Source organism: Vibrio sp. 1151_11, from assembly GCF_029478525.1.
GTDB lineage: Bacteria > Pseudomonadota > Gammaproteobacteria > Enterobacterales > Vibrionaceae > Vibrio > Vibrio anguillarum.
On sequence record NZ_SHMN01000012.1, the window covers coordinates 26,146 to 51,150 of the forward strand.

Below are 25,005 nucleotides of genomic sequence, written 5' to 3' on the forward strand. Positions count from 1 at the left end.
GACTAATCAGAGTTAGGCGGGCTTATAATCCGCCTAAATTGCCAGAATTTAGAAGCCCAATAGGGGTTATCGATTCTTGAGATCATCACACCTTTAGACGTAGAGGCGTGCATGAATTTTTTGTCTCCTAGATAGACTCCAACATGATTGCTCGTCCTTGATGTTCTAAAAAAGACCAAATCCCCGCGCTGCGCATTTTGATAATTTACCTCAAACCCCGTTTGACTCTGTGAGCGTGTGGTTCGTGGTAGAGGGATCTGCCATACATCTTTAAACGCTATTTGCACAAATGCTGAGCAGTCGACTCCGTTCAACGTTTCACCACCTAATCGGTACGGCACTCCTTGCCAGCGCTGAAAAACCGTGCCTAATCCATCGTCTTTATCTTGGACAATTGACAGAACCTCTTCTTGAGTAACATAAGTAGGGCCAGAATTGGACGAAATAGGCGATCCTACGCAACCCGTTAGCACACTAGTTATTGATAATGCGAAGAGTATTGGACTTTTAATCATTTATCATCCCAATGAAATGTAACTGAAACATTTTTGAAATATTGCATTCCTACTATGGTTGAGCCTTAACACATTCTCTAATCACTTAGTTGCATTTATCATGAATTCCTCAATAAATAATCGACATTCACTGTCGTTGATTCAAACCATCAGTGCCATTTTCATCACGATGACGTTACTGGTGGTCCTTTTATCCATCACCAGTTTAAAAAGCATCGATAAGGTAGGGCTACAGTTTTCTGGATTGTCTGAACAAACACTACCTTTGGCATTAAATAATGCAAGGTTGACGCAAAATATATTAGAACAAGTACAATCTCTCGGAGATGGCATCCGCACAACGGAATCGGCAGAATTAGAAGCGGTAAACCAGCAATTAAGCCACTTAAACCAGCAGACTGACCAACTTACTGACCAGCTTTTCTCCATCGCTACTCGTATCGGTAACGCGATTACTCAAGATCATCAAGTGTCGTTACGCAGCAAAAGTGCGGCATTTCAGCAGCTCACCTATTCTATTTTATCAACGCAGGCCTCTTTGCTTGAACAGCAGAATGCTATCGATAACGCCGCCACCGCGTTTCGTTACGGATTAAGCTCCATTGGACCGGAGATGAACCGGATCAGTTCATTTCTCGCATTAGATAACCCGGAATCGATGGATGCGGCTAACCGCTTTATTGCCAGTGCAAGTTCGATGGAAAGTACCTTCTTACTGTTAATGATGCAAAACGATCCTGAACAGGCCAAAGTGCAATTTAAAGAAATCCGTAATCGCATGGCGGGAATTGAGCTAGCCTTTGATGATTTCAAAGAGTGGCATCCTGATGTTATGGAGTTTGCAAGCCTGACGGCACCTTATGAAATGGTTAAAGCGGGTTTTGTTGAGCATGGCATTTTAGCACTGATCTTAAATAAAATTGAGCAAGCACAGCAGCAGCGACAAGAAATGGCACAAGCTGCGCAGCTAGCCAAAGACACGGTAGCACTGCTAAATACGATTTCTGCCACCGCAAGTGAGTTGATCAAACATAGTGAGAACGTGGTTCATGACGCAATGCTAATGGTTAAGCAAGTACAATATACTGGCGGCATTATTCTGGTCGCTTTGGTTTTACTTGCATGGCTAGGGTTACGCCACTGGCTAAAGCTGGGGCTGAATAACTTATTGGCCAAGCTTGCATTATTAACTCAACACGATTTTTCTCAACCCGCTCGCTTGATTGGCCCGAGTGAATTTAAAGAAGTTGCTCTACAACTAAACCAAGTTATTGAATCAACAAAATATTCAATTTCTACCGTAACGCGCAATTGTGAAGTGCTCTACCAAAATGCCGAAACCAGTCACGATGCAGCCGATAAATCCAACCGCAGTTTAGCCGCACAAAATGATTCGTTGGTTAACATGGTTTCCACAGTGAGTGAGTTGGAATCGGCGATTCGGAATATCGCGCTTGTGACCAGTGAATCTTATGAAGAATCAGTGGCTGCCAGCCAGTTTTCTACGCAAGGGGTGAAAGTTGTGGAACAAAACCGTGTTCGCTTGGAATCTCTTGAAAATACACTGCATTTAAACGATGAAGCAATGCACGAGCTTGACCAGCGCGTGAAGAAAATTCGCGAGATGGTGGATATGATCAGCGGTATTGCTGACAGCACCAACTTACTGGCGTTGAACGCCGCGATTGAAGCAGCAAGAGCTGGCGAACAGGGGCGTGGTTTTGCGGTTGTAGCCGATGAAGTACGCAAATTAGCCAGCGATACATCACAGCAAACCACCAATATCCGGGACATGATGAATGAACTCACCAATGCAACGCAGCGCTCTCGTCAAGCGGTATCGGATTCGCGCCAAGAGATGAGTAATGCGCTGCAATCGAGTCAAGAAGTCAAAACAACATTTGAGCAGATAGAAAAAGCAGTGGAACAGATTCGTGCTCGAGTTGAGCAGATAAGCGTTGCAACAGAAGAGCAAGAGCGAGCGACGGCCGATGTAAGCCAATCTATCAGCCAAGTTTCATCGCAAGGTGAGCAAACTAAATTACAGCTTGAAGCCATGGTCGAAAGTTCAGAGCAGGTGGCTGAAGTTGCGGGTGAACAGCAGGCTATGTTGCATAAATATACGCTCAACTAGCTTATCCAGCGCGGATTTCTGTATTTTCATGACGTTGTCACTTTTTTCTAAATGGTTGGGTAAGCATTTTATCCAACCACTGCTCACGCTTCTCTCGAAAGAGTGGTAGGCCGATAATGACCTGCTTATGGCCCAATTCTGGCTGCGCACGATAAGTACGAAATAGCCGATCCCAACATGACAAGAAAAAACCAAAATTGGAGTGAGTTTCTCGCACAATGACTGAATGATGCACCCGATGCATGTCAGGTGTCACCACCAACCAGCGAAGCCAACGGTCCATTTTCAACGGTAATTTTGCGTTACTGTGGTTAAACATCGCGCTCGCATTGAGCACAACCTCAAATATCAATACCGCGAATGGGCTGACACCCAAAATGATCACGCAAGTGATTTTGATCCACAAAGAGAGGATCATCTCAAGTGGGTGAAAGCGCGAGCCAGTGGTCACATCAATATCTTGGTCAGCGTGGTGCATGCGATGTAAACGCCATAACCAAGGAGAGAAGTGAAAAAGCACATGCTGGGCGTAAATCACGCCATCAAGAATAATAACTGACAGTGTAATTTCAGCCACTTGTGGTAAATCCACCCAATTAAAAAGGCCAACCGAGTCTTGCTGCGCCCAATAAGCCGCTTCAATGGCTAAAACTGGCATCAATAGCGATAAGCACACACTATTTAAACCAACCAAACCTAAATTATTCAGCCAGCGAGTGGCTTTACTTTGGGTGAGTGTTTTACGTGGGCAAGACCATTCCCACAGCGCACAAAGCATAAATACAGCGAAAAATACGCTCAAACGGATCAATTCAGGGTTCAGGTTCATGCTTAATGGCTCATATTCAATGGTCTTGTACTAGGAATCTGCTTGTACTGTAAGTACAATCGGCAGCACTTTCCAGCTTGCCGCCCTGATTTATGAGAATCCACGCATTTAACCATTTGTTCCAACATCGCTTAGCGTTATCGACCAAACCTTTTCAAGCTCGTGGTGCGAAAGTTGAACGTTGCGCCTATTGTCAGGTCGCCACGCAATACTGCTTATGCAGCCATCAACCGGATATGGATACGGATATCGCAGTATTACTGCTGGTTTCTGAAAATGAAGTATTTAAACCCAGTAATACTGGTCGACTAATTGCCGATGTGATTAAAGAAACTTACGTTTATCAGTGGAATCGCACCGAACCTCACGCGGAAATGCTAGCACTATTGAATAATCCCGCTTATCAACCAGTCGTCATTTTTCCCGAAGAGTATGTGGATGAAAAGCCTCGAGTAATGCAAAGCCCTCCCAGCGCGCACGATAAACGCAAACCACTGTTGATATTGCTTGATGGAAGCTGGCGCGAGGCAAGACGAATGTTTCGCAAATCACCTTATTTGGATGTGCTTCCGGTGATGTCTATCGCACCTAAAAGCGTATCGCAATATATGATGCGTAAATCTGATAATGAGCAGCATTTATCAACGGCTGAAGTGGCGTCATTGGTATTGGCTGAAGTGGGTGAGCATCAAGCCTCTCTGCTATTAAGCCAATGGTTTGAAGTGTTTCGGGAAAGTTACTTACTGAGTAAAACCCGCCTAAAACATGATTTGAGCAGGCCAGTCTTGAAACGTTTCATCGACCAGCAGCAAAGCGAGACGTGACTCTAAAGTTGATCGATTTGGTGATGAGTAATTGTTCAATCGAACCTATAGACCAGATAAATTGGTACTTGGTCACGGATTGTAGGCTGAGCTCTGTGGATAATGCCCAAAGTTTTATTTTTAGCTCATTGATGAGCAAATTTTAGGAGAGATTGCATGTACTACGGCTTTGATGTCGGTGGCACTAAAATTGAGTTTGGTGCGTTTAATGAGAAGTTAGAACGCGTAGCAACGGAGCGCGTTCCTACCCCAACAAACGACTACAATCTGCTAGTTGAAACCATTGCGCAGTTGGTGAGTAAATATGACGCGCAATTGGGTGTGGAAGGTAAAATAGGCCTTGGCCTACCAGGTATGGAAGATGCTGATGATGCTACGGTATTAACCGTCAACGTTCCTGCTGCAAAAGGCAAACCATTGCGTGCTGATTTAGAAGCAAAAATTGGCCGCAGCGTGAAGATTGAAAACGATGCAAACTGCTTTGCGCTTTCTGAAGCATGGGACGATGAGCTGAAAAATGAGCCTTCGGTTATGGGCCTAATTCTCGGCACAGGTTTTGGTGGCGGCCTTATCTATGAAGGGAAAGTATTCTCTGGTCGTAACCACGTAGCAGGGGAGTTTGGTCATATGCGTCTGCCTCTTGATGCATGGTTACATCTTGGCGATAACGCGCCGATGCTCGGCTGTGGTTGTGGCAAGAAAGGATGCTTAGACAGTTATCTCTCTGGCCGCGGTTTTGAGCTATTGTACGAGCACTATTATGGCGAGCACAAAAAAGCGATTGATATCATTCACGCCAATGAAGCAGGTGAAGCGAAAGCCGTTGAGCATGTTGAGAGCTTTATGGAACTACTTGCCATCTGTTTTGCCAACATTTTCACAGCCAATGACCCACACGTTGTTGCGCTCGGTGGCGGTTTATCAAACTTTGAATTGATCTACGAAGAGATGCCTAAACGCGTACCGAAATACCTGCTTTCTGTCGCGAAATGTCCGAAGATCATCAAAGCAAAACATGGTGATTCTGGCGGCGTACGTGGTGCGGCTTTCCTTAATATCAAATCATAAAATCAAACAAAAAGGGCCTATAATCAAACGGGCCCTTTTTTATATCAGTCAAAAGTTAACCCTTTAACCTAAGTTCTGTTTATTTGGTGTTAGCGCCTTTTTTACCCACACCTACGTTTTCTTTTTGTTGCAGTGTTAGCTTGCTAAAACCTAACTTTTTAAAGTGGTTATCGCGGTAATTGCGTACCGCTTTTGCGTCAGAAATCATTTCCAGCTGCTGTTCCATTTTTAAAAAATCAGTAATATCAATACCTTCTGCTTCGGCTACTGCTTCTTGAATGTTGTGATGCTTTTCGTAAGAAAAAGTCAGCGTTTTATCTTCATTTTTGTAAGTGTACAAAATGGTGCGAGCCATGATCATCTCTCTAAAATCGTCATTCCCAATTTCGGGAAAATAAACAAAGGCTGATCGCTTACTATCAACCAATTGAAAATGGGGGCGTTGGCAGCGCTGAAACATGACTAACCAACATGTAATGGGCTAGATTTTGCCTTTAAGTGGGATAATTGTCACGCTTTCACCACTGAAATAGCGCAGGATATTTCATTTACAACGCTGTACATATTCAATGACAAACGCCGCTATTGCATCGAGATCATTGATGTTCATCTGTGGTAAAGCACTTTTCACAACTTCATCCGCGGCGATAGCGATGATATTTTCATCATTTGGATATAGCCAAGGTTTACCTACTTCAGCACGGTGCAATTCAATTTTTGGAAAGGTGAGGTTTTTACACCCTTCAACTAAAATTACGTCGAGTTTATCGCAATCAAAGCGAGACAAAAGATATTCGAAATCGGGTTCGGCTTCTGGCGTCTCAGTCATCATGGCATGACGATAGCGCGATGCAACTAACATCTGGCTTGCCCCCGCTTTACGCAGCCGATGGCTATCTTTACCTGGTTTATCAATATCAAAATCGTGGTGCGCGTGCTTAAGTACGCCTAATGTTAGGCCTGCTGCCCTTAACTTGGGCAACAAGGCTTCAAGCAGGGTTGTTTTTCCTGTGCCAGAGTAGGCCGCAAAGCCAAGCAAAGGGCATGAAGGCGCTTGATATTTCATGATGTCAAAGTTCCAAATTGTGCCAGATCTTGAGGCGTGTTGAGGTTCAAAAAGCAGTTTGGCGAGTCGCTAAAGTCAACGTAATCTGTGTGGCATTCTTGATAAAGACGGGTGATTTTTCTCTCGCCACGTTCTAAAAATGCAGTCAGTGTTGGCAGCACACGTTGGTGAATAAGGGTGAATACGGGTTGAGCGAAGTGACCATCATGGGCGACTAAAATATCATGCGAGTCTTGAGCAGCATGGCAAAAACGCGCAACAAGATCGTCATTGATCAACGGGCAATCGCAAGGGACAAATCCGACCCAATCGGTTTGTGCATGGGTTAACCCTGCCTGAATTCCAGCGAGTGGACCGGGATAATCAGCCATGGTATCGGAAATGACAGGCGCAAACTGACGATACTGTGCATGGTTACGATTAGCGTTAATCGTCAGGTTAGTAGATTGCGGCTTAAGCTTATTCATGACATGTTGAATCAAAGGTTGGCCATTGAGTTCAATCAGCCCTTTGTCTTGTCCACCCATACGGCTGGCTTGCCCACCCGCTAAAATAACCCAACTTGTTTGTGTGGGAAGTAACATGAAATGTCTCTTAATTGTGCGATGAGAAGAGCGCCGTACAGACAAGTTAAACTCATTGATTGAGCATCACTCGCCCATTTTTAGTGGCGACAAACCAAGGTAAGGATGATAACCCAACTCATGTCTTGGTGCTAACTGGCTGATGATTATAACCAATCTCACTTGCGCGGGTGGATCTTTTTCATTGCTCTCGTTAAGTTGTTCATTGCTCTCACTAAGACACAAACGCCTCCATTAGTTTGGAGGCGTTTGGTCAAGCTAGGCAGTATTATGCATCTTCAGGTAGTAGGAATAACCCCACGGGGTTGATCGTCAGGTAAGGGTGATCAGCGTAACTGGGGTCAAATTGTGACGAGTTGAGTTGCAGTAACAGCTCTTTGTTGTGCCATTTAACCAACACTTCATACATCGACCCCATGTAAGCAATACTGGTAATTTGACACTGTTGGCAGGCATCACCGTCCGCGCAGAGCAAAATAGCTTCTGGTCGAACACCAATTTGATAATTTCCCGCAGGCAAAGCCGTGACACTGTCATCATTAGCGGGGATCTTATAGCCATTGATGATCAAATATTCACCATCATATTGACCCTCAAAAATATTGGCTTCGCCCATGAAGTTGGCCATGAACATCGAGGTTGGGTGCTTATACAGTTGAGTTGGTGACCCCTGCTGCATGATGTCGCCATCTTTCATCACAATCACAGTATCAGAAACGGCAAAGGCCTCAGCCTGATCGTGCGTCACATACAAAGAGGTGATATTAAAACGCTGTTGCAACTCTCGAATAGTTTCACGCATGCTGCGTCTTAAATTGGCGTCCAAGTTACTGAGCGGTTCATCGAATAGCAATACCTTAGGCTTAAGCACCAACGCGCGAGCGAGCGCTACTCGCTGTTGCTGACCTCCTGAAATTTGGTCAACGTAACGTTCCCCAAAGCCTTCTAAATCAACCAATTTCAAGGCTTCATCCACTCGCTGTTTCACTTCATCTTTACTCAAGCCAATCATTCTTAGGCCATAACCTACGTTGTCATGTAAGGAAAGGTGAGGAAACAGAGCGTAAGATTGAAACACCATGCAGATGTCACGTTGCTGGATGGAGGTACTCGTGACATCTTCACCATCAATAAAAATTTGGCCGCTGGTTGGTTTTTCGAGCCCTGCGACCAAACGCAGCACGGTCGTTTTTCCACATCCTGAAGGGCCGAGCAGTGTTACAAGGCTGCCTTTTTTGATTTCTAAATCCAAATTACCAATGACGGTTTTATCGCCAAAACGCTTGCAGACATTCTTTAAAACAACAAAGTTTTCATTTTCCATGGTGATATCTCCAATGGTTATTCTTGGTTATTGGCTTTAGAACGAGAAACACGTGCCTCGCCAACGATAAAATCAAAAATTAAAATAATAGCCAACATCACAACAATCAAAATCGAGCCATATGCGATCGCAACGCCATACTCACCATCTTCTACACGATTCAGGATGTAAGACGTTGCCACCCGTGTTTCTGGTGTCACCAAGAAAATAATGGCGCTGACGGTCGTCATTGCTCGAACAAAGCTGTAAATCAGTGTTGAGAGAATTGCTGGTCGTAATAACGGCAACAGAATATGAGTAATGGTTTTAAAGGAGTTAGCCCGCAAACTAAGTGACGCTTCATCGAGCGATTTATCAAGTTGGCCTAGCCCTGCAATACCTGCGCGAATACCTACTGGCACGTTACGCATCACCATGGAAATCACAACAATGGCCGCGGTACCGGTGAGGTAAATAGGCGCATCATTAAATGCAAGAATGTAAGATACCCCCGCAACCGTGCCCGGAACGGCGAAACAAAGCATGGTTGCAAACTCAATCACTTTCTTACCGTAAAATTGCTGACGAACAACGATATACGCAATCAACAGACCAAAGAAGGCGGTCAATGGCGCTGCAACGCCAGCATAAATCATCGTCGTGATGAGTGATGGCCAAGCACCTTCACTCATTCCCATGCCAAACAGATGAATATAGTTTTTAAGCGTTAAACTGTAATCTACACCCCAGTTCACGGTGAAGCTGCCGAAGATGATGCTGCCATAAAGCAAGATGTTAAATGCCATCCAAAAATAGAGCAGTGCCGAAACCGTATGTTTAAGTAAGGTAGGCAGCGCTTGCACATCGCCACGATATGATTTGCCGGAAATGGTGACGTATGAACGCTTTCCTATCCACAGATATTGGACAACAAAGATCGCCAACGAAAATAGCAACAAGACGGCCCCAAGTGTGCTGGCGGAAGCGTAATCTAATTGAGCTCCTGCGATGTAGAAGTAAATCTGAGTGGCTAACACATCGAAACTGCCCCCAAGTACAAGCGGGTTACTGAAGTCGGCCAGTGATTGGACAAAGATGATTAAGAAACTGTTGGCCAAAGCAGGCTTGAGCAATGGCATGACAATTTTAAAAAAAGTTTGATAACGATTAGCACGCAGCGTGTAGGACGCCTCTTCCAATGATGGATGTAGGGATTTCATCGCGCCATCTAAAATCATGAATGACATAGGAGCAAAGGCAAGCACTTGTGCCATCCAAATGCCTGTAAAACCATACAGCCAGTTTGTCTGTTGTAACCCAAACCAATCCACCATGAGTTCGGTGATATAACCGGAGCGCCCAAGCATTAAAGTCACCCCAAGCCCAACGACAAAAGGGGGAGTCACAATGGGAAGAATAGAAAAAATTCGCGCAATGAAAGCGGAGCGAGTGGCAATGCGTGTGGTATAGATAGCAAAGATCAAACCAAAGAAAGTGGCACCTATACCCACAGATACGCCAAGCAGTACGGAGTTCCAAACAATTTGTATGATCTGCGCTCGGCTCAAAATTTCAATGAATTGCCACGCAACAAAGTTCCCCATTTCATCTTGGAACATCGGTACAAAGATGGCGATACTCGGAAAGATAATAAAAATCGTGATCAAGAGAACAATCGAGATCAGAGCACCAATCACGAAGCTGTCACCGCCCAAAAACTCAAGACGAGCCAATGCCAATGTCATGACAGCACTTAAGGCAATAAATAGTGCAATGGTTGAATAACCTAAACCTTGCTGGGTATACCAAGAGCTGACCAACACGAAAAACATGCATGCCGCTGAATAACCGATATCAAAATAGTGACGGTGTTTGGCGTACTTATTACCTGCATAGCAAGGGCGAATGAGAAGTACACCCGGAAGCGCAAACCATAACCAAGAAATATTGGCACGGCTCCAACCCATAGCGGCATAAAACTCTTGCGATGTTGAATCAAACACTCCGTAATCAAGTGCAAAAGAGGGCAACAGCACAAACGCACACAATAACGTCAGGATCCAATAAAAAATCGGGTCCCTATGCGAGGTTTTTAGCGGCCGATGTGGTGCAGTGCCTGCTGTAAATTCATTCATTTTTCTGTACCAAAGTTATTTGTAGCCACACGGTGATAAGCCTGGTATTGGCTTTATAAAAAGGGCAGTAGGCACTGCCCATCGAGGCTAAGACAAGGGAATGCGTTGGCTATTCGCCCATTTTTACAACATTAACCCACTTATTAATCAATCGCTTACGTTCATCAGAGGATCCATAGGTATCCATGTCATAATCGATCAAGGTTAACTTTTTAGGGTCGAGGGCGTTGGGGGATTGTTCCGCTTGAGTGTTAGTTAAAATTTGGAAAGATTGACCTTCTTTCCATGCCAGCTCTTGTCCTTCTTTTGACATGACCCAGTCAACAAACCGTTTCGCGTTATCAAGGTTACGCGACCCTTTGATAATGCTCACACCACCAATTTCATAACCTGTACCTTCACAAGGCGAAATCAGCTCCAGCGGTGCTCCTTTCGATTGTTCGAGTGAGTAGTCATGCAAAAAACCAATACCAATCGCAATTTCACCACGCGCTGAGTTACGTGAAGGGGTAACACCTGATTTGGTGTATTGAGAGACGTTTTTGTCGAGTGCTTTGAAATAATCAAAGGCTTTATCTTCATCCCAAAGTTGAATGAAGGTGGCTAATGCGGTATAGGCAGTCCCCGAACTTTGTGGGTCAGAGATTTGAATCTCTCCTTTGTATTCAGGTTTGGTTAAATCATTCCAGCAGCGCGGGATCGGTAATCCTTTTTCAGCCAAACGTTGAGTATTCACCCCAAAACCTAAAATACCCATATAAACGGCCGAAGAGTAGTTCCCTTTGCGTTTCGCTGGATCTTTAAATCCATCCATAATGAATTCAAGCTGCGGGGATTGGTAAGCGTGTAAGAGATCCATTTCACCCGCCTGTGATTGAGGATCCAACGTGCCGCCATACCAAACATCCGCGCGTGGGTTCTTCTTCTCTGCTTCGATTTTGGCCAGCGTGCTGCCAGAGCCATTGCGAACAAAAGAGGTTTTTACGTCATATTTATCAGAAAATGCTTTAGTCGCTGTCTCGCACATGGCGTTAGTGGCACTGCAATAAACCACGAGTCGGCCTTCAGCAAATGCTTGAGGCGCGGCAAGCGAAGCACCGAGAATGCAGGTAGCAAGTACACTGCGAGGTAATCTATCTTTCATGTCTGTTTCCTCTTGTTATTTTCATTACTTAACGTAGACGTAGGGCAGCGTTAAGTTTCATCACATTCCTGTGATTTCGTTTTTGCTGCATGACACAGCGAAATCAGAAAACAACGTGAGGAAAGGTTATGACATAGTGACGGCATTCCCTGCACGCTGCTGCGCTTTTAAAAAGGGCAAAATCAGTAATCCAATCAGTGCGGCTGAGAGGGTAATGACACTGAAAAATCCTTCCCAACTAAATTGTTCAATAATGACAGCCAATGGGTAACTGGCTAACGCTGCACCAAGATAGCCAAATAAGCCGACAAAACCGGTCGCGGTTCCAGCCGCATCCTTGTGCGAACATTCAGCGGCGGCCATTCCTATCATCATTTGCGGACCAAAAATAAAAAATCCGATGGAAAAGAAGCAGCCCGACAACACCACAAAGTTGTCAATCGGTGTTAGCCATAACGCGGCCACTGAAATGAAAATGCCTAGCGCAAAAATCAAGTTCATCGGCGCTCGATTGCCTTTAAAAAATTTGTCCGAGCCCCAACCACCAAATAGCGATCCTAAAAATCCTCCGACTTCAAACATCGATACGGCAGCGTTGGCCGAAAAAAGCTCATAACCATGTCGTTCAGTGAGGTATAAATTACCCCAATCATTTAGCGCGATACGCACCACATACACCAGTAGATAGGAGCTACATAACAGCCAAACGTACTTATTCCCTAGCACGTAACGACTTAAAATTTGGCGAAATGGAAGACCTTTACCCTCAGACTCATGGCGCTTTTCTAATTCATCGTTACGCCACTCACCCACTGGGGGTAACCCTAACGTTATGGGCTTATCTTGCATGCGAAAGCAGAGCACTAAACCAACGATGATCGCCAAGCAACCCGGTGCAATAAATCCGTACCGCCAACCAAAAGTCACAGCGATAAAACCAATGCTGATCGGAATGAGCGCGCCACTTAAATTGTGGCAAGTGTTCCAGATAGACCACCAAAACCCACGTTCAGATCGGGAATACCAAGTAGTGAGCAATTTAGCGCACGGCGGCCATCCCCAACCTTGGAAAAAAGCGTTCAATGTCCAAAGCACGGTAAATGCGGCTAGGGAAGAGCTCAAACCAAACAGCACATTAACTACGCCTGTTGCAACCAGCCCCAAACCCATGAAGTAACTCGGTTTTGATTGGTCGCTGACCATGCCAGAAACAAACTTTGACAAACCGTAAGTCATGTAAAAGAGCGTACCAAGCAGACCAACATCGGAATGTTCAAGCCCGAGATCAGTGAGCATCGCAGGCATGGCAAAATTGAGACTTTTGCGTGTGAAATAAAACACCCCATAGCCGACGTACATCGATAACATTAAATGCAAGCGCCAGTAACGATAGGTTGCATCAATGTCCTGTGGTTCTATAGGTGCTGATGTCGGTTTTGAAATCAGAAAACCCAGCATGCTATGTTTCTCCCTAGTGCTAAGAGATGGTATCGGAGTGATTCACCAAATGAATGAGACAAAGTTATAAGTGACTAGGAAATTTTCCTAGTTTGTTGATGTTGTGAGCGGTTTTGTGGGCAAGTTAACAGTTATGCGCGTCCCAAGCGGTATTTGGCTACGCTGCGATTCAATTAAAAATGTGCCACCCAGTGCGCTGACGCGTTCTTCGATGCCGAGTAAGCCTTGGCCTTTGCTGCGCCAATCGGAAGCTAAACCAATGCCATTATCACGCAGCTCGACACTGAACATGTCACCGGGAACAAGGCTTAATTGCACGGCTGATGCTTGTGCATGTTTGCACACGTTATTAAGCAGCTCTTGAATAATTCGATACAGTGTAACGGCCGTAATGTCATCTAAACGCTCTGCAAAAATTCCGAAATTCAGACGAAAATCGACGTGTCGTTCCGCAAATTTCATTTCACTTGCAAGCTGCCGAATTGCGCTCTCAAGCCCCAATTCATCAAGCGCATGAGGGCGAAGCTCGGTTAATAATTGACGTGTCGATGAGTGAATTCGTAGCGCGAGCGTGTTGATCGTCTCAGCGATGTTGGTTTGTTTTTCATTTTGTGCCAAGCGACTAGCGAGCATGGATTGGATCTGTATCGCGGTGATATTTTGGCCAATTTCATCATGCAGTTCGCGTGCAACTGATTTTCGGATTTGCTCTTCAACCTTGACTAATTGCCGAGCCAGTTGCTGTTTGTTCGCGAGTTCGATTGCCAGCTTTTGGTTAATTTTAGCTAAGCGTTGCGCCAAGAAATATTGACGGCTAATCGCGATACCAAGCCCTAAACCAACAAAAGCCTGCGTCGCTATAAAACTTTGTAGTTCAATATCGGATTCAAATGAACCTGTCATTTGCCGTGCCGTAGCAAGCAAAATACTGTTCATTAGACTAGCCAATACGCCGCCTTGCCAACCGTATTTATAAGCCATAAAAATATTGGGAAGCAGGAAAATGAGCAGGGCGATCGGTTTGAGCTGCTCTAGCAAGGTTAACTCCGCGATCAATCCGCCACTAAAAAAAAGCAAACACCACAGCAACGCAGAGGGGCGAAGTGTTACGTCTTGATGAATAAGATCGGGTGACAGTGGTCTCCAGATCTGCTGATGTAAATAATCGTACAGGAGAAATAAGAACGGAGTGAGCAGTATACCGCCGGTCAGAGCTGAAACGGTCGCTTGTGCCACGTAATGCAGTTCGAGGTTGAGCGGTTTGACCAACAGCAAAACCGAGCTTCCACATAAGATGCCGTAAACGACCGTCAACCCGGTAAGCGCCAACAGTTTTTTCCAATAAACGTGTAGTGATGTCCAGAGAGATTGAAAGGCAATCGCCAGCCAATAAGCGATCAATGCAAACAGCAGTAATAGATATTCATGAGCTGCGATAGCCAACACATGCCCGAGCAACACCACTATAGCCATTTCGCATAAAGTGATCCCAAGCCAAAAACGACGTGGTGCAAGAGCGAGTGTGGCCAGCTTTAAGCCTGTGGGCAAAAACAGACCAGCCAGCAATAAATCAGGAGTTAAGTAGCGGCTGATGTTCCATAAACAAAACCAACCAATTGAATACAAAACGCATGCAAATGCATAGCTAAAGCCAGAGGAGAGAGACAACCGAGGTAAAGCTTCAGAAAATCGATGATGAAAATGCATAGTCGCTTCTATAACGTCTCGTTAACCAACAGTTGGTGAGTAATAGCAAAGCGGATGAGATCCACATTGTTGGTAAGCCCTAGTTTGCTTAAAATATTTGCCCGATGCACGTGAATCGTTTTGTGGCTAATTGATAAATCGTAACCAATCTCTTTAACGTCTTTGCCTAAAATCAGGTGATCAAACACCTCTCTTTCGCGTTTAGTTAACCCTTCAAGGACAGATGGCGTACCTGAAGCATTGCTTAGGTTAATTAAGGCATCGGCACACAAATAGCGATCACCATTAGCCACGGTACGAATGGCACTCACTAACTCTCCAGGCCCACAACGTTTTGATAAATAACCACAAGCGCCAGCTTCTAGCGCTTTACTGACAAAGGACGCTGAATCATAAATAGAGAGAATGATGGCTTTAAAGTCCGGCTGAGCGCGGCGCAGTTTCTCTAACAACACAAGCCCACTTTCGTCGGGCATTGAAATGTCGATAACTGCCACATCGATAGAAGCGTTCACCAGCGCACGAAATGCTTCGCGCGCGCTACCATACTCACTGTGGACATGAATGTCTGGTTCAACCGATAACAGTTGTGCAAAACCAGAGCGAACCATGAGGTGGTCATCCACCAAAGCAACTGAAATCATACGGGTATCCTATAGGTTTGCAGTGATAGTCGCAGATGTATCAATAAGTATCAAAAACCAGCGCAGGGGATGTGATTGCTCTCTCGAAACTTATGATCAGTGGCAGGTAGGCATTAAATGAGCGAGTTACTCGCACTACGAGGGCAGTGAAACAAAAACATCGCTTGCAGTTCGAGCCTTGAACAAGTAACGTTGCGCAGTTTTTTATACAATTCACATTTATTAAGGTACTGGTTTTGATCTCCACCGCGAATATCACTCAACAATTTGGCGCAAAGCCTCTGTTTGAAAACATTTCCGTTAAGTTTGGCGAAGGTAATCGCTATGGCCTGATTGGCGCTAACGGTTGTGGTAAGTCAACATTTATGAAGATTCTAAGCGGAGAGCTTGAACCTTCGAGTGGTAACGTTAGCTATGATCCTAACGAACGCGTGGCGAAACTGAATCAGGATCAATTCGCTTACGAAGAGTTCACGGTTATTGACACGGTAATCATGGGCCACAAAGAGTTGTGGAAAGTTAAACAAGAACGTGACCGTATCTATTCTCTGCCTGAAATGACCGAAGAAGATGGCATGAAGGTTGCGGATCTCGAAACTGAATTCGCGGAAATGGACGGCTACATGGCCGAGTCTAAAGCCGGTGAATTGTTGCTTGCGGTGGGCATTCCTCTTGAACAGCACTTTGGTTTGATGAGCGAAGTGGCACCAGGTTGGAAACTGCGTGTGCTACTGGCGCAAGTTTTGTTTGCTGAACCACACATCATGCTGCTTGACGAACCAACCAACAACTTGGATATGGATACCATTCGCTGGCTAGAAGATACGCTAAACCAACGTAACTGCACCATGATCATCATCTCGCACGACCGTCACTTCTTAAACAGCGTATGTACACATATGGCTGACTTGGATTATGGTGAACTACGTCTGTACGCGGGTAACTACGACGAGTACATGACAGCGGCATCGCAAGCGCGTGCTCGTCTGCTCTCTGATAATGCCAAGAAGAAAGCACAGATTGCTGAACTGCAAACTTTCGTTGCACGCTTTTCTGCGAACGCATCTAAAGCGAAGCAAGCAACGTCACGAGCTAAGCAGATTGACAAGATCCAATTGGACGAAGTTAAAGCGTCTAGCCGCCAAAACCCTTTCATTCGTTTTGAACAATCGAAAGAGTTGTTCCGTAACGCGTTAGAAGTTGAAAACCTTAGCCAAGGTTTTGAAAACGATCTGTTCAGTAACTTCAACGCCATTTTTGAAGTGGGCGAACGCGTAGCGATCATTGGTGAAAACGGCGTCGGTAAAACGACACTGCTTAACACCTTAGCGGGTGTACTTGAGCCTCGTAGCGGCAGCTATAAATGGTCTGAAAACGCGAACATTGGTTACTACGCTCAAGATCACGCGCACGATTTTGCCGAAGATATGAACCTGTTTGACTGGATGAGCCAATGGCGTCAAGAAGGGGATGACGAGCAAGTGATCCGCAGCTTCTTAGGGCGCATGTTGTTTGGCCAAGATGACATCAAGAAATCCGTTAAGGTCATATCTGGTGGTGAACAAGGTCGTATGTTGCTTGGTAAACTAATGATGCATAAGCCAAACATGCTGTTGATGGATGAGCCAACCAACCACATGGACATGGAATCGATCGAATCACTCAACACGGCTTTGGAGAACTACAAAGGGACTCTGTTCTTCGTATCTCACGACCGCGTATTTGTGGACTCACTGGCAACGCGCATCATTGAAATCCGTGATAACAAACTGACCGATTTCAAAGGCACTTATGCTGAATTCTTGAAATCTCGTGGCGTAAACTAATCCACAGTTTACTCTTAAGAAAAGGCTTCCTGCGGGAGGCCTTTTTAATGCCTGCAATCTGGAACGAGCCAAAAAATAGAGTGCATTAAAATGGAGCGCACGTTCCAATTTGGTGCGCTTTTTATGAATGCGTTTATTCTTCCATCATGCAACAACTCCCTTGATATTTATATAATTCACTCTATTTCAATAAGTTATTTGATATTGAAAAGTTATTGATTCATTTGTTTATTTTGGAATGTATTTTGCTTTAAGGCTGTTCAATACCAATAACTCACTATATTGGTGAGAAAATAATCAAGTAGCACAGGATTGGTGCACAACATTTCAATGGAGAATCACTAAGATGACTCAAACCGTAAGTCAGGTTCAAGGTACCGTACAAGCCCTGACTCAAAGTTCTGATACGCTATTTTTGCTGCTCGGTGCAATCATGGTGTTTTTAATGCACGCTGGATTTGCCTTTCTTGAGGTGGGGACTGTGCGTAAAAAGAACCAAGTGAACGCGCTGGTAAAAATTCTCGCCGATTTCGGTATTTCTACGATCGCCTATTTTTTTATCGGTTATTGGATAGCCTACGGCGCTCATTTCTTTGCTGATGCACAAACCCTTGCCCAAGGGAACGGCTATCATCTAGTTAAGTTCTTTTTTCTATTGACGTTTGCCGCCGCTATTCCTGCTATCGTTTCTGGAGGCATTGCCGAGCGCGCTCGGTTTTACCCCATTCTCATTGCTACTTTTTTCACAGTTGGGTTTGTTTATCCGCTGTTTGAGGGAATGATTTGGAATGGCAATTATGGCGTGCAAAGCTGGTTTGAAGCTCAATTCGGTGCTGCTTTTCACGATTTCGCTGGTTCGGTGGTCGTGCATGCGGTCGGAGGATGGATTGCACTCATCGCTGTCATGTTTCTAGGAATGCGTAAGAGAAGAGTACGTGCAGGAAAGCACACCAACTTTGCTCCATCCAACATTCCGTTCCTAGCACTGGGCGCGTGGATCCTTTGTGTGGGCTGGTTTGGTTTTAACGTCATGTCAGCGCAAACATTAAATGGAATTAGTGGATTAGTCGCGATGAACTCTTTAATGGCCATGACTGGTGGTATTTTAGCAGCGTTAATTGTCGGAAAAAATGACCCTGGCTTTATCCACAATGGTCCTCTAGCGGGATTAGTCGCGGTGTGTGCAGGATCGGACTTGATGCACCCACTGGGTGCCTTAGTGACGGGAGTAGTTGCGGGTGCTTTATTTGTTTGGTTGTTCACTCAACTGCAAAACCGAACGAGAATAGACGATGTATTAGGTGTATGGCCATTACATGGTGTTTGTGGTGCATGGGGCGGGATTGCCGCTGGGATTTTTGGCCAATCATCACTCGGCGGCCTAGGTGGTGTCAGCCTCGCCGTTCAACTACTAGGAACCTTATTGGGTATTTCAGTGGCAGTATTAGGCGCTGCAATCGTTTATGGCTCTCTCAATGTATTGACTGGATTGCGTTTATCTGAAGAAGACGAATTTAACGGCGCGGATTTGGCTATCCATAAAATCTCCGCCATTAACGAAGATTGATTACATATAGACCGAAGTCGCGGGGTACTTCGGTCTATTTCGTAGCTCGGTTTATGTCACAGAAAATAAGCAATCAATGGCTATTTTATACTATGGTCTAACCCTCAAAACTACTGTTGTTATTGCATCGGTGCTAAGCTAGCAAAAAAGCGGGCAATAAGGACATAGTATGAATTTCCCTTACAAGAATATCGTGATCCTCACGGGGGCAGGCATTTCAGCGGAATCAGGCATCAAAACATTTCGTGCTCAAGATGGGTTATGGGAAAACCATAAAATAGAGGATGTCGCGACCCCTGAAGGTTTCGCACGTGATCCCGATCTCGTACAGGATTTCTATAATCAGCGTCGTCGAAAACTCCAATCTGAATCAATACAACCTAATGCCGCCCACATCGCGCTTGGTAAATTAGAGCAAGAGCTAGAGGGAAACGTAACGATTATTACGCAGAATATTGATAACCTTCATGAGCGGGGTGGTAGCAAACAGGTGATTCATATGCACGGTGAGCTGCTTAAAGCACGCTGCAGCGTTTCTAACCAAGTAATAGAGCATAAAGACGACATTATGAGCGGAGAGCTTTGTCATTGCTGTCAAATTCCAGCTCAAATGCGACCTCATATTGTTTGGTTTGGCGAAATGCCACTGCGCATGGGCGATATTTATTCAGCACTCGAGACGGCTGATCTTTTTATCTCTATCGGTACATCGGGCGTTGTTTATCCTGCTGCAGGCTTTGTTCATGATGCCAGAATGCATGGCGCGCACACCATTGAGATCAACTTAGAACCGAGTGCCGTTGAAAGTGAGTTTGAGGAAAAACGCTACGGTAAAGCCAGTATTGAAGTTCCGCGGTTAGTGGAAGAGATATTAGGGTTAGAAATGCCAAAAAAGAAACACGCCTAGAGTAGGCGTGTTATCTAAACATTGAATATGATCAATTATTTACTTTAAGCTTCTGGAAGTATTCGTCGTACAACACATTCGCTTCTCCCACCTCATCTTGCCAAAACCCGCTGTCCATCACAGATTGTGGAGGGAAGATATTAGGATCATTGGCGAAAGATTTGGGTAACAGTGAATAGGCTGTTTTAACGGGAGTTGGGTAACCAATTTCTAATGCGATTTTTGCTGCATTCTCAGGGCGCAATAAGAAATCAATCATCTTATGAGCCGCATCAACGTTTTTGGCCCCGGCCGGAATGGATATGCTATCCATCCAGAAAATCGCACCTTTTTCTGGCCAAATAATGTCAATTGAAGCGCCTTCTTGGCGGGCCATATACGCCGAGCCATTCCATAACATACCTAAAGAAACTTCACCCGCTAAAAAAGGGTTTGCCGGAAAGTCGGAGTTGAACACTAACACGTTTGGAATCAGTTTTTTAAGCTCTTGATAGGCTGCTCTAATTTCGTCAGGATCCGTCGTATTAGGTGAGTAACCAAGCTTACTCAGTGCAATATGGAACACCTCACGAGCATCATCCATCATCATCAACTGACCTTCCCATTTGGCATCCCATAAGTCGCCCCAGTTTTTGATCAGTGATTTATCAAGCATATCGGTATTAATACCAATCCCCGTTGCGCCCCAGATATAAGGGATAGAAAATTTGTTGTTTGGGTCGAACGATTTATTGAGATAGTTAGAATCAAGATCAGCAAAATGAGAAAGCTTAGCGTGGTCAATCTCCTGCAACATGCCTTCTTTACGCATTTTAGAAACAAAGTAGGTGGATGGCACGACAAGATCGTAACCGGAACCTTGAGTCTTTAACTTGGCATACATGCTTTCATTAGACTCATAGGTTGAGTAAATGACTTTAATTCCTGTCTCTTTGGTGAAATCTTCGAGAACGTCGTGGGGGATATATTCAGACCAGTTGTAAAAATAAAGCTCTTGATCTGCAGCCATTGCAGGCGTAGTGAATAGAGTTGCTGCGCAAATAGCGCCAGCATACAGTGTGCTTTTCATTACGTTTCCATTTTAGTCGGTGCCAAAGCTTAACTAGGCAAGGGTGCGTGATACGAAAGTGCAAAGTATACCAGTTTTAACGAAAATAGGCAGCTAGTGCTGCCTATTTCATACTTTTTGCGGAATTATTGACCCGCTTTTAACTTCATAAAGTAATCTTCATACTGCACGGTTTTTTCACCAACGGCAGATTGCCATTCAACACGATCTAAATCATCTTGAGATGGGAAAAGAGCAGGGCTGTCTTTAAATTTCTCATTAGACGCTTTCACGCCGGTTAAATAACCCGTGTCGCGAGAAATTTGTTCTGCAATTTCTGGACGTAGCAAGAAGTCGATCATCTTATGTGCGGCTTCTACGTTTTTGGCACCAGAACTGATAGCAAAGTTGTCAACCCAACCGATACCGCCTTCTTTAGGGAAAACAAGCTTAATTGGCAAACCTTCTTTTTGCGCCGCTGCTGCAGAGCCATTCCACAGCATACCTAAGCCAACTTCACCAGAGAGGTAAGGAGCGGCAGGGTTATCTGAGTTAAAAACCAATACATTAGGCATTAGTTTTTGCAGCTCAGCGTAGGCCTCATTAATTTGCTTTTCATCCGTAGTGTTACCTGAGTAACCTAACTTACGAAGGGCAATGTGAAATACCTCACGAGTATCATCCATCAACATTAGCTGGCCTTTCAACTCTGGGTTCCATAGGTCACCCCAGCTTTGGAAATCATTGGGATCGTACATATCGGTATTAACCGCAAGCCCAGTGATAGCAACCACATGTGGAATTGAATAATCATTATTTGGATCGTAAGGTTTATTCAAATAGTTGTTATCAAGGTTTTTAAAGTTGCTTAATTTAGACTTATCAATCTTTTGTAACATACCTTCATCGCGCATTTTAGAAACGAAGTAGGTGGATGGAACAACAAGATCATAACCTTGGTTGTGTGTTTTTAGCTTTGCATACAAAGTTTCATTCGACTCATAAGTTGAATAAATCACTTTGATGCCGGTCTCTTTAGTAAACTGCTCCAGAAGACCACTGTTAATGTACGGCCCCCAGTTCATGAATACTAGTTCCTTGTTTTCGTCCGCTGTTACTGCTCCAGAGAACAAAGAAAGCGCACATGCACTACCAGCTAATAGAGTAGCCCATTTTTTCATTGACGTTAGCTCCAAACCAAACGTTGCCTATTTTTAGGCGTTAGATAGAAAAACAGAATGACGATTTGTCATTCTGTTTCGCGTAATGTATTACAAGATGTCGATTCTACTTCACTTTTTCCCTTGCTAACAACTGTGATGTGATTACTAGAGCCAATGAGACAACTAACATCACGGTCGCCAGAGCGTTAACTTCTGGGGAAATGCCAACTTTAACCATAGAATAAATCTTCAATGGTAAAATTTCGTAAGTAGGGCCGGTTACAAACGAGCTAATGATCACATCATCTAATGACAGTGTGAAACTCAGCAACCAACCAGCCGCAACCGCCGGTTTCGCTAATGGCAAAATGATTTTGGTCAAAATCACCCATTCGCCAGCACCGAGATCTTTGGCAGCTTCGAGCATCTTTACATCAAATCCGTTGAGACGACTGTAAACAGTCACAACAACGAAAGGTAAGCAGAATGTAATGTGTGCAATCAACAAAGTCAGAAAACCTAGCTGAGCACCTAACACTAAGAATAGCGCAAGTAGCGAAATTGCCATGACAATATCTGGGGACATCATCACAACAAACAACATACCATTAACTGCACGTTTACCTTTAAATTGATAACGAAAAAGGGCTACAGCAGTTAAACTGCCAATCAGCGTCGCTGCTGTGGCTGAAAAAACCGCTACATTCAGCGAGTGCCATGCGGCCTGAACTAAGCTGTCGTTTGCAACTAGCGCGTGGTACCACTTAGTAGTGAAACCGCCCCATTTAATACCAAATTTGTTGTCATTAAATGAGTTTACAATCAGCACTATGATCGGTAGGTATAGAAATACATACACTAAACTCATAAAGCTAAATCTAACTGTTTTGCCCATTAGTCTAGCTCCACTTTCTTATTCAATAACTTACCAGCACGATAGTATGCATAAAGCATTACAGCCATCGCCAGAGTCAAGGCAATGCTGGTCGCGGCGCCAAATGGCCAATCACGAGCATTCAATACTTGGCTCTTAATCACGTTACCAATCAGCAGGTTTTTCGCGCCACCGAGTAAGTCAGCAATGTAGAACATACCTAATGCTGGCAGTAACACCAATAAGCAGCCCCCGATGATACCCGGCATGGTCAATGGCAATACTACCTTCAGTAAAGTTTGAAGCTTATTTGCCCCTAGATCTCGCGCGGCTTCAATGTAGGTATCGTCCAATTTTTCAATAGCAGAATAGAGCGGAAGAATCATAAAAGGCAGCAAGATGTAAACCAAGCCAATCATTACCGCTGTCTCGGTGTACATAATACGCAGTGGTTTGTCTATGATGTCTAAAGCCATTAAAGCTTGGTTTAAGATGCCTTGCGTGCCCAGCACTATTTTTAATCCGTAGGTACGGATAAGAGAGTTGGTCCAAAAAGGAACAATCACCAAAAACAGCATAATTGGACGCCATTTTTGTGGCATTTTTGCGACAATGTAAGCAAATGGATAACCAATAACCAAGCAGAGAAGGGTAGCCACAATTGCCATATAGAAAGAGTGCATGAGCACTTTGGCGTAAAGTGGATCCAATAAGCGTGTATAGTTATCAAGCGTGAAGGTCATTTCAATTAAGTTGGCTTCATCGCGAGTCAAAAAGCTAGTACCAATGATCATAACGTTAGGGATTAGCACAAACAGCACTAACCACCCAACAATCAATGTGATAATAGCATTTTGAAGATTAAGCTTCTTGCTCATCATCAAGTACTACCTCCCAGCTTTCAACCCAAGTGATAGCGACTTTCTGGCCGAGAGAATGGTCCACATCAGGATCATCTTCGTTAAAGAATTCGCTAACCGTCACGCGCATGCCTGATTCTTCCAGTTCGACTACAGATTCTAGAGTCATGCCTTTGTAGGTACGTTCTGTCACGTGTCCAACAATGCCTTTTTCTTCTGACTCTTTAATCTCTTCGATGCGAAGATCTTCAGGACGCAGCAAAACTTGTAGTTTGTGTCCGGGTTGTACATTTTGATCGTGGTAAACCACCGCTTCAACACCTTCGATATGTGCACGAATACGCTTATCATCAATTCGTTCAATCGTTTCAGCATTAAATACGTTGATCTCACCGATGAAGCGAGCAACAAATAGGTTTTTAGGGTCTTCGTAAATTTCACGTGGAGAGCCATCTTGCTCAATTTTCCCTTCACGCATAACAATAATGCGATCCGACATTGATAAGGCTTCTTCTTGATCGTGCGTAACGAAGATAAAGGTGATCCCAAGCTGACGTTGAAGCTGCTTAAGCTCCATTTGCATCTGCTTACGCAGTTTATAGTCAAGCGCGGATAAAGATTCGTCTAGCAACAGAACCTTAGGTTTATTAACAACGGCACGCGCGATAGCGATACGTTGTTGTTGACCACCAGAAAGTTGACTTGGTTTACGCTGGGCCATCGCGTCGAGACGTACCATCCGCAGTGCTTCCATCACACGGGGTTCAATGTCCGCCGTTGGCACTTTTTGCATACGCAAACCAAACGCGACATTTTCAAATACTGTCATATGTGGGAAAAGTGCATAGCTTTGAAAGACGGTGTTAACGTGTCTCTGTTCAGCAGGAACTTTTGTAACATCTTGATTATCAAGAGTAATTGAACCTTGATCTGCGGTTTCAAAACCTGCAATCATTCTTAGTACTGTTGTTTTACCACAGCCAGAAGGACCAAGTATCGTTAAGAATTCGCCATGATTAACATCAAGGTTTAGGTTGCCAATGATTTCCTTACCATCGAAACTTTTACTGATACCAGAAAGACGAACTACTGGTTTTCCTACTGATTTTTTTACGTTCAACGTCTGTTTTTCTCCCACCTTGGTCTATAGGGATGCCTATCTTACGACCTGTCGCTATACACAATTGAGGCGCGCATCATAATCACCAAAAGAGTGAATTCAAAGCGTTTTCTTATATTGATACAGAAAAAGTTTTGTAGGTAGCAGTAAAGATTGATTACCATACAGAACTAACTAACTGTTCAATGCTTTCAAGTGGTTAATTATCAACCAAACACATAATAATGCA

General features: G+C 44.4%; 21 protein-coding genes and 1 pseudogene. 6 read left to right on the forward strand and 16 right to left on the reverse strand.

What is annotated here, in order from left to right:
• Positions 1-2: 2 nt before the first annotated feature.
• Positions 3-515, reverse strand: a complete 513-nt coding sequence (locus EXZ60_RS10490; RefSeq protein WP_194661834.1) for an NlpC/P60 family protein — start codon at positions 513-515, stop codon at positions 3-5.
• Positions 516-573: 58 nt separating this feature from the next.
• Here EXZ60_RS10490 and EXZ60_RS10495 point away from each other — a divergent pair, with 58 nt between their 5' ends.
• The gene (locus EXZ60_RS10495; RefSeq protein ID WP_277435673.1) at positions 574-2,649 is read left to right on the forward strand and encodes a methyl-accepting chemotaxis protein; all 2,076 of its coding nucleotides are present in this window, start codon (positions 574-576) and stop codon (positions 2,647-2,649) included.
• Between the two features lie 37 nt (positions 2,650-2,686).
• On the opposite strand, the gene EXZ60_RS10500 is transcribed toward EXZ60_RS10495, so the two are convergent.
• The gene (locus tag EXZ60_RS10500) at positions 2,687-3,478 is read right to left on the reverse strand and encodes a sterol desaturase family protein (RefSeq protein ID WP_019282162.1); all 792 of its coding nucleotides are present in this window, start codon (positions 3,476-3,478) and stop codon (positions 2,687-2,689) included.
• Positions 3,479-3,570: 92 nt separating this feature from the next.
• Here EXZ60_RS10500 and EXZ60_RS10505 point away from each other — a divergent pair, with 92 nt between their 5' ends.
• Complete coding sequence (locus tag EXZ60_RS10505; protein WP_277435674.1) at positions 3,571-4,302, forward strand: tRNA-uridine aminocarboxypropyltransferase; 732 nt, start codon at positions 3,571-3,573, stop codon at positions 4,300-4,302.
• 156 nt (positions 4,303-4,458) lie between these two features.
• Positions 4,459-5,370, forward strand: a complete 912-nt coding sequence (nagK, locus tag EXZ60_RS10510) for an N-acetylglucosamine kinase (RefSeq protein ID WP_277435675.1) — start codon at positions 4,459-4,461, stop codon at positions 5,368-5,370.
• Positions 5,371-5,449: 79 nt separating this feature from the next.
• On the opposite strand, the gene EXZ60_RS10515 is transcribed toward nagK, so the two are convergent.
• The 9 genes and pseudogenes from EXZ60_RS10515 to EXZ60_RS10555 all read right to left on the reverse strand — a co-directional run bounded on the left by EXZ60_RS10515 (position 5,450) and on the right by EXZ60_RS10555 (position 15,411).
• On the reverse strand, positions 5,450-5,725 hold the full coding sequence (locus EXZ60_RS10515; protein WP_026027239.1) for a DUF2960 domain-containing protein: 276 nt from the start codon (positions 5,723-5,725) through the stop codon (positions 5,450-5,452).
• Positions 5,726-5,926: 201 nt separating this feature from the next.
• Positions 5,927-6,436 (reverse strand): annotated as a pseudogene (gene mobB / locus EXZ60_RS10520) (molybdopterin-guanine dinucleotide biosynthesis protein B); the annotation flags it as partial.
• On the reverse strand, positions 6,433-7,020 hold the full coding sequence (mobA, locus tag EXZ60_RS10525) for a molybdenum cofactor guanylyltransferase MobA (protein ID WP_026027998.1): 588 nt from the start codon (positions 7,018-7,020) through the stop codon (positions 6,433-6,435). The gene mobA and the pseudogene mobB, both read right to left, overlap by 4 nt.
• 268 nt (positions 7,021-7,288) lie before the next feature.
• A complete protein-coding gene (gene fbpC / locus EXZ60_RS10530; protein ID WP_017044718.1) occupies positions 7,289-8,344 on the reverse strand; it encodes a ferric ABC transporter ATP-binding protein in 1,056 nt (351 codons plus the stop codon).
• Positions 8,345-8,361: 17 nt separating this feature from the next.
• Positions 8,362-10,458 (reverse strand): iron ABC transporter permease, encoded by a 2,097-nt coding sequence (locus EXZ60_RS10535; RefSeq protein ID WP_029388220.1) that lies wholly within the window; start codon positions 10,456-10,458, stop codon positions 8,362-8,364.
• A gap of 109 nt (positions 10,459-10,567) precedes the next feature.
• On the reverse strand, positions 10,568-11,602 hold the full coding sequence (locus EXZ60_RS10540; RefSeq protein ID WP_013856874.1) for an ABC transporter substrate-binding protein: 1,035 nt from the start codon (positions 11,600-11,602) through the stop codon (positions 10,568-10,570).
• A 126-nt stretch (positions 11,603-11,728) separates the two neighbouring features.
• The gene (uhpC, locus tag EXZ60_RS10545; protein ID WP_088728855.1) at positions 11,729-13,060 is read right to left on the reverse strand and encodes an MFS transporter family glucose-6-phosphate receptor UhpC; all 1,332 of its coding nucleotides are present in this window, start codon (positions 13,058-13,060) and stop codon (positions 11,729-11,731) included.
• An 87-nt stretch (positions 13,061-13,147) separates the two neighbouring features.
• A complete protein-coding gene (locus EXZ60_RS10550; RefSeq protein ID WP_277435676.1) occupies positions 13,148-14,767 on the reverse strand; it encodes an MASE1 domain-containing protein in 1,620 nt (539 codons plus the stop codon).
• Positions 14,768-14,775: 8 nt separating this feature from the next.
• The gene (locus EXZ60_RS10555; RefSeq protein WP_013856877.1) at positions 14,776-15,411 is read right to left on the reverse strand and encodes a response regulator; all 636 of its coding nucleotides are present in this window, start codon (positions 15,409-15,411) and stop codon (positions 14,776-14,778) included.
• 236 nt (positions 15,412-15,647) lie between these two features.
• Between EXZ60_RS10555 and EXZ60_RS10560 the strand changes: the two genes are divergently transcribed.
• The 3 genes from EXZ60_RS10560 (at position 15,648) to cobB (ending at position 19,711) form a co-directional block, all read left to right on the forward strand.
• A complete protein-coding gene (locus tag EXZ60_RS10560; RefSeq protein WP_017042874.1) occupies positions 15,648-17,237 on the forward strand; it encodes an ABC-F family ATPase in 1,590 nt (529 codons plus the stop codon).
• A 346-nt stretch (positions 17,238-17,583) separates the two neighbouring features.
• Positions 17,584-18,804 carry an ammonium transporter gene (locus tag EXZ60_RS10565; RefSeq protein WP_277435677.1) on the forward strand — a complete coding sequence of 407 codons (1,221 nt, stop codon included), beginning with the start codon at positions 17,584-17,586 and terminating at the stop codon, positions 18,802-18,804.
• A gap of 169 nt (positions 18,805-18,973) precedes the next feature.
• The gene (gene cobB, locus EXZ60_RS10570) at positions 18,974-19,711 is read left to right on the forward strand and encodes a Sir2 family NAD+-dependent deacetylase (protein ID WP_064625196.1); all 738 of its coding nucleotides are present in this window, start codon (positions 18,974-18,976) and stop codon (positions 19,709-19,711) included.
• Between the two features lie 31 nt (positions 19,712-19,742).
• Here the strand turns inward: cobB and EXZ60_RS10575 are convergent, their stop codons facing one another.
• From EXZ60_RS10575 to potA, 5 genes are all read right to left on the reverse strand, one after another.
• Positions 19,743-20,780, reverse strand: a complete 1,038-nt coding sequence (locus EXZ60_RS10575) for an extracellular solute-binding protein (RefSeq protein WP_096036390.1) — start codon at positions 20,778-20,780, stop codon at positions 19,743-19,745.
• Positions 20,781-20,905: 125 nt separating this feature from the next.
• Positions 20,906-21,940, reverse strand: a complete 1,035-nt coding sequence (locus tag EXZ60_RS10580; protein ID WP_214650446.1) for an extracellular solute-binding protein — start codon at positions 21,938-21,940, stop codon at positions 20,906-20,908.
• 106 nt (positions 21,941-22,046) lie between these two features.
• Positions 22,047-22,817, reverse strand: a complete 771-nt coding sequence (gene potC, locus EXZ60_RS10585; protein ID WP_013856883.1) for a spermidine/putrescine ABC transporter permease PotC — start codon at positions 22,815-22,817, stop codon at positions 22,047-22,049.
• A complete protein-coding gene (gene potB, locus EXZ60_RS10590; RefSeq protein WP_026027331.1) occupies positions 22,817-23,674 on the reverse strand; it encodes a spermidine/putrescine ABC transporter permease PotB in 858 nt (285 codons plus the stop codon). The genes potC and potB overlap by 1 nt, the downstream gene beginning before the upstream one ends.
• The gene (gene potA, locus EXZ60_RS10595; protein ID WP_010320264.1) at positions 23,658-24,794 is read right to left on the reverse strand and encodes a spermidine/putrescine ABC transporter ATP-binding protein PotA; all 1,137 of its coding nucleotides are present in this window, start codon (positions 24,792-24,794) and stop codon (positions 23,658-23,660) included. The genes potB and potA overlap by 17 nt, the downstream gene beginning before the upstream one ends.
• Positions 24,795-25,005: the final 211 nt, after the last annotated feature.

What these genes read in the sequence shown, in the direction of transcription:
- EXZ60_RS10580 (WP_214650446.1), bottom strand. Translation starts at nt 21,940, where the DNA reads ATGAAAAAATGGGCTACTCTATTAGCTGGTAGTGCATGTGCGCTTTCT.
- EXZ60_RS10555 (WP_013856877.1), bottom strand. Translation starts at nt 15,411, where the DNA reads ATGATTTCAGTTGCTTTGGTGGATGACCACCTCATGGTTCGCTCTGGT.
- potB (WP_026027331.1), bottom strand. Translation starts at nt 23,674, where the DNA reads ATGAGCAAGAAGCTTAATCTTCAAAATGCTATTATCACATTGATTGTT.
- potC (WP_013856883.1), bottom strand. Translation starts at nt 22,817, where the DNA reads ATGGGCAAAACAGTTAGATTTAGCTTTATGAGTTTAGTGTATGTATTT.
- nagK (WP_277435675.1), top strand. Translation starts at nt 4,459, where the DNA reads ATGTACTACGGCTTTGATGTCGGTGGCACTAAAATTGAGTTTGGTGCG.
- mobA (WP_026027998.1), bottom strand. Translation starts at nt 7,020, where the DNA reads ATGTTACTTCCCACACAAACAAGTTGGGTTATTTTAGCGGGTGGGCAA.
- EXZ60_RS10535 (WP_029388220.1), bottom strand. Translation starts at nt 10,458, where the DNA reads ATGAATGAATTTACAGCAGGCACTGCACCACATCGGCCGCTAAAAACC.
- cobB (WP_064625196.1), top strand. Translation starts at nt 18,974, where the DNA reads ATGAATTTCCCTTACAAGAATATCGTGATCCTCACGGGGGCAGGCATT.
- EXZ60_RS10515 (WP_026027239.1), bottom strand. Translation starts at nt 5,725, where the DNA reads ATGGCTCGCACCATTTTGTACACTTACAAAAATGAAGATAAAACGCTG.
- EXZ60_RS10550 (WP_277435676.1), bottom strand. Translation starts at nt 14,767, where the DNA reads ATGCATTTTCATCATCGATTTTCTGAAGCTTTACCTCGGTTGTCTCTC.
- uhpC (WP_088728855.1), bottom strand. Translation starts at nt 13,060, where the DNA reads ATGCTGGGTTTTCTGATTTCAAAACCGACATCAGCACCTATAGAACCA.
- fbpC (WP_017044718.1), bottom strand. Translation starts at nt 8,344, where the DNA reads ATGGAAAATGAAAACTTTGTTGTTTTAAAGAATGTCTGCAAGCGTTTT.
- EXZ60_RS10505 (WP_277435674.1), top strand. Translation starts at nt 3,571, where the DNA reads ATGAGAATCCACGCATTTAACCATTTGTTCCAACATCGCTTAGCGTTA.
- EXZ60_RS10500 (WP_019282162.1), bottom strand. Translation starts at nt 3,478, where the DNA reads ATGAACCTGAACCCTGAATTGATCCGTTTGAGCGTATTTTTCGCTGTA.
- EXZ60_RS10575 (WP_096036390.1), bottom strand. Translation starts at nt 20,780, where the DNA reads ATGAAAAGCACACTGTATGCTGGCGCTATTTGCGCAGCAACTCTATTC.
- EXZ60_RS10540 (WP_013856874.1), bottom strand. Translation starts at nt 11,602, where the DNA reads ATGAAAGATAGATTACCTCGCAGTGTACTTGCTACCTGCATTCTCGGT.
- EXZ60_RS10565 (WP_277435677.1), top strand. Translation starts at nt 17,584, where the DNA reads ATGACTCAAACCGTAAGTCAGGTTCAAGGTACCGTACAAGCCCTGACT.
- EXZ60_RS10490 (WP_194661834.1), bottom strand. Translation starts at nt 515, where the DNA reads ATGATTAAAAGTCCAATACTCTTCGCATTATCAATAACTAGTGTGCTA.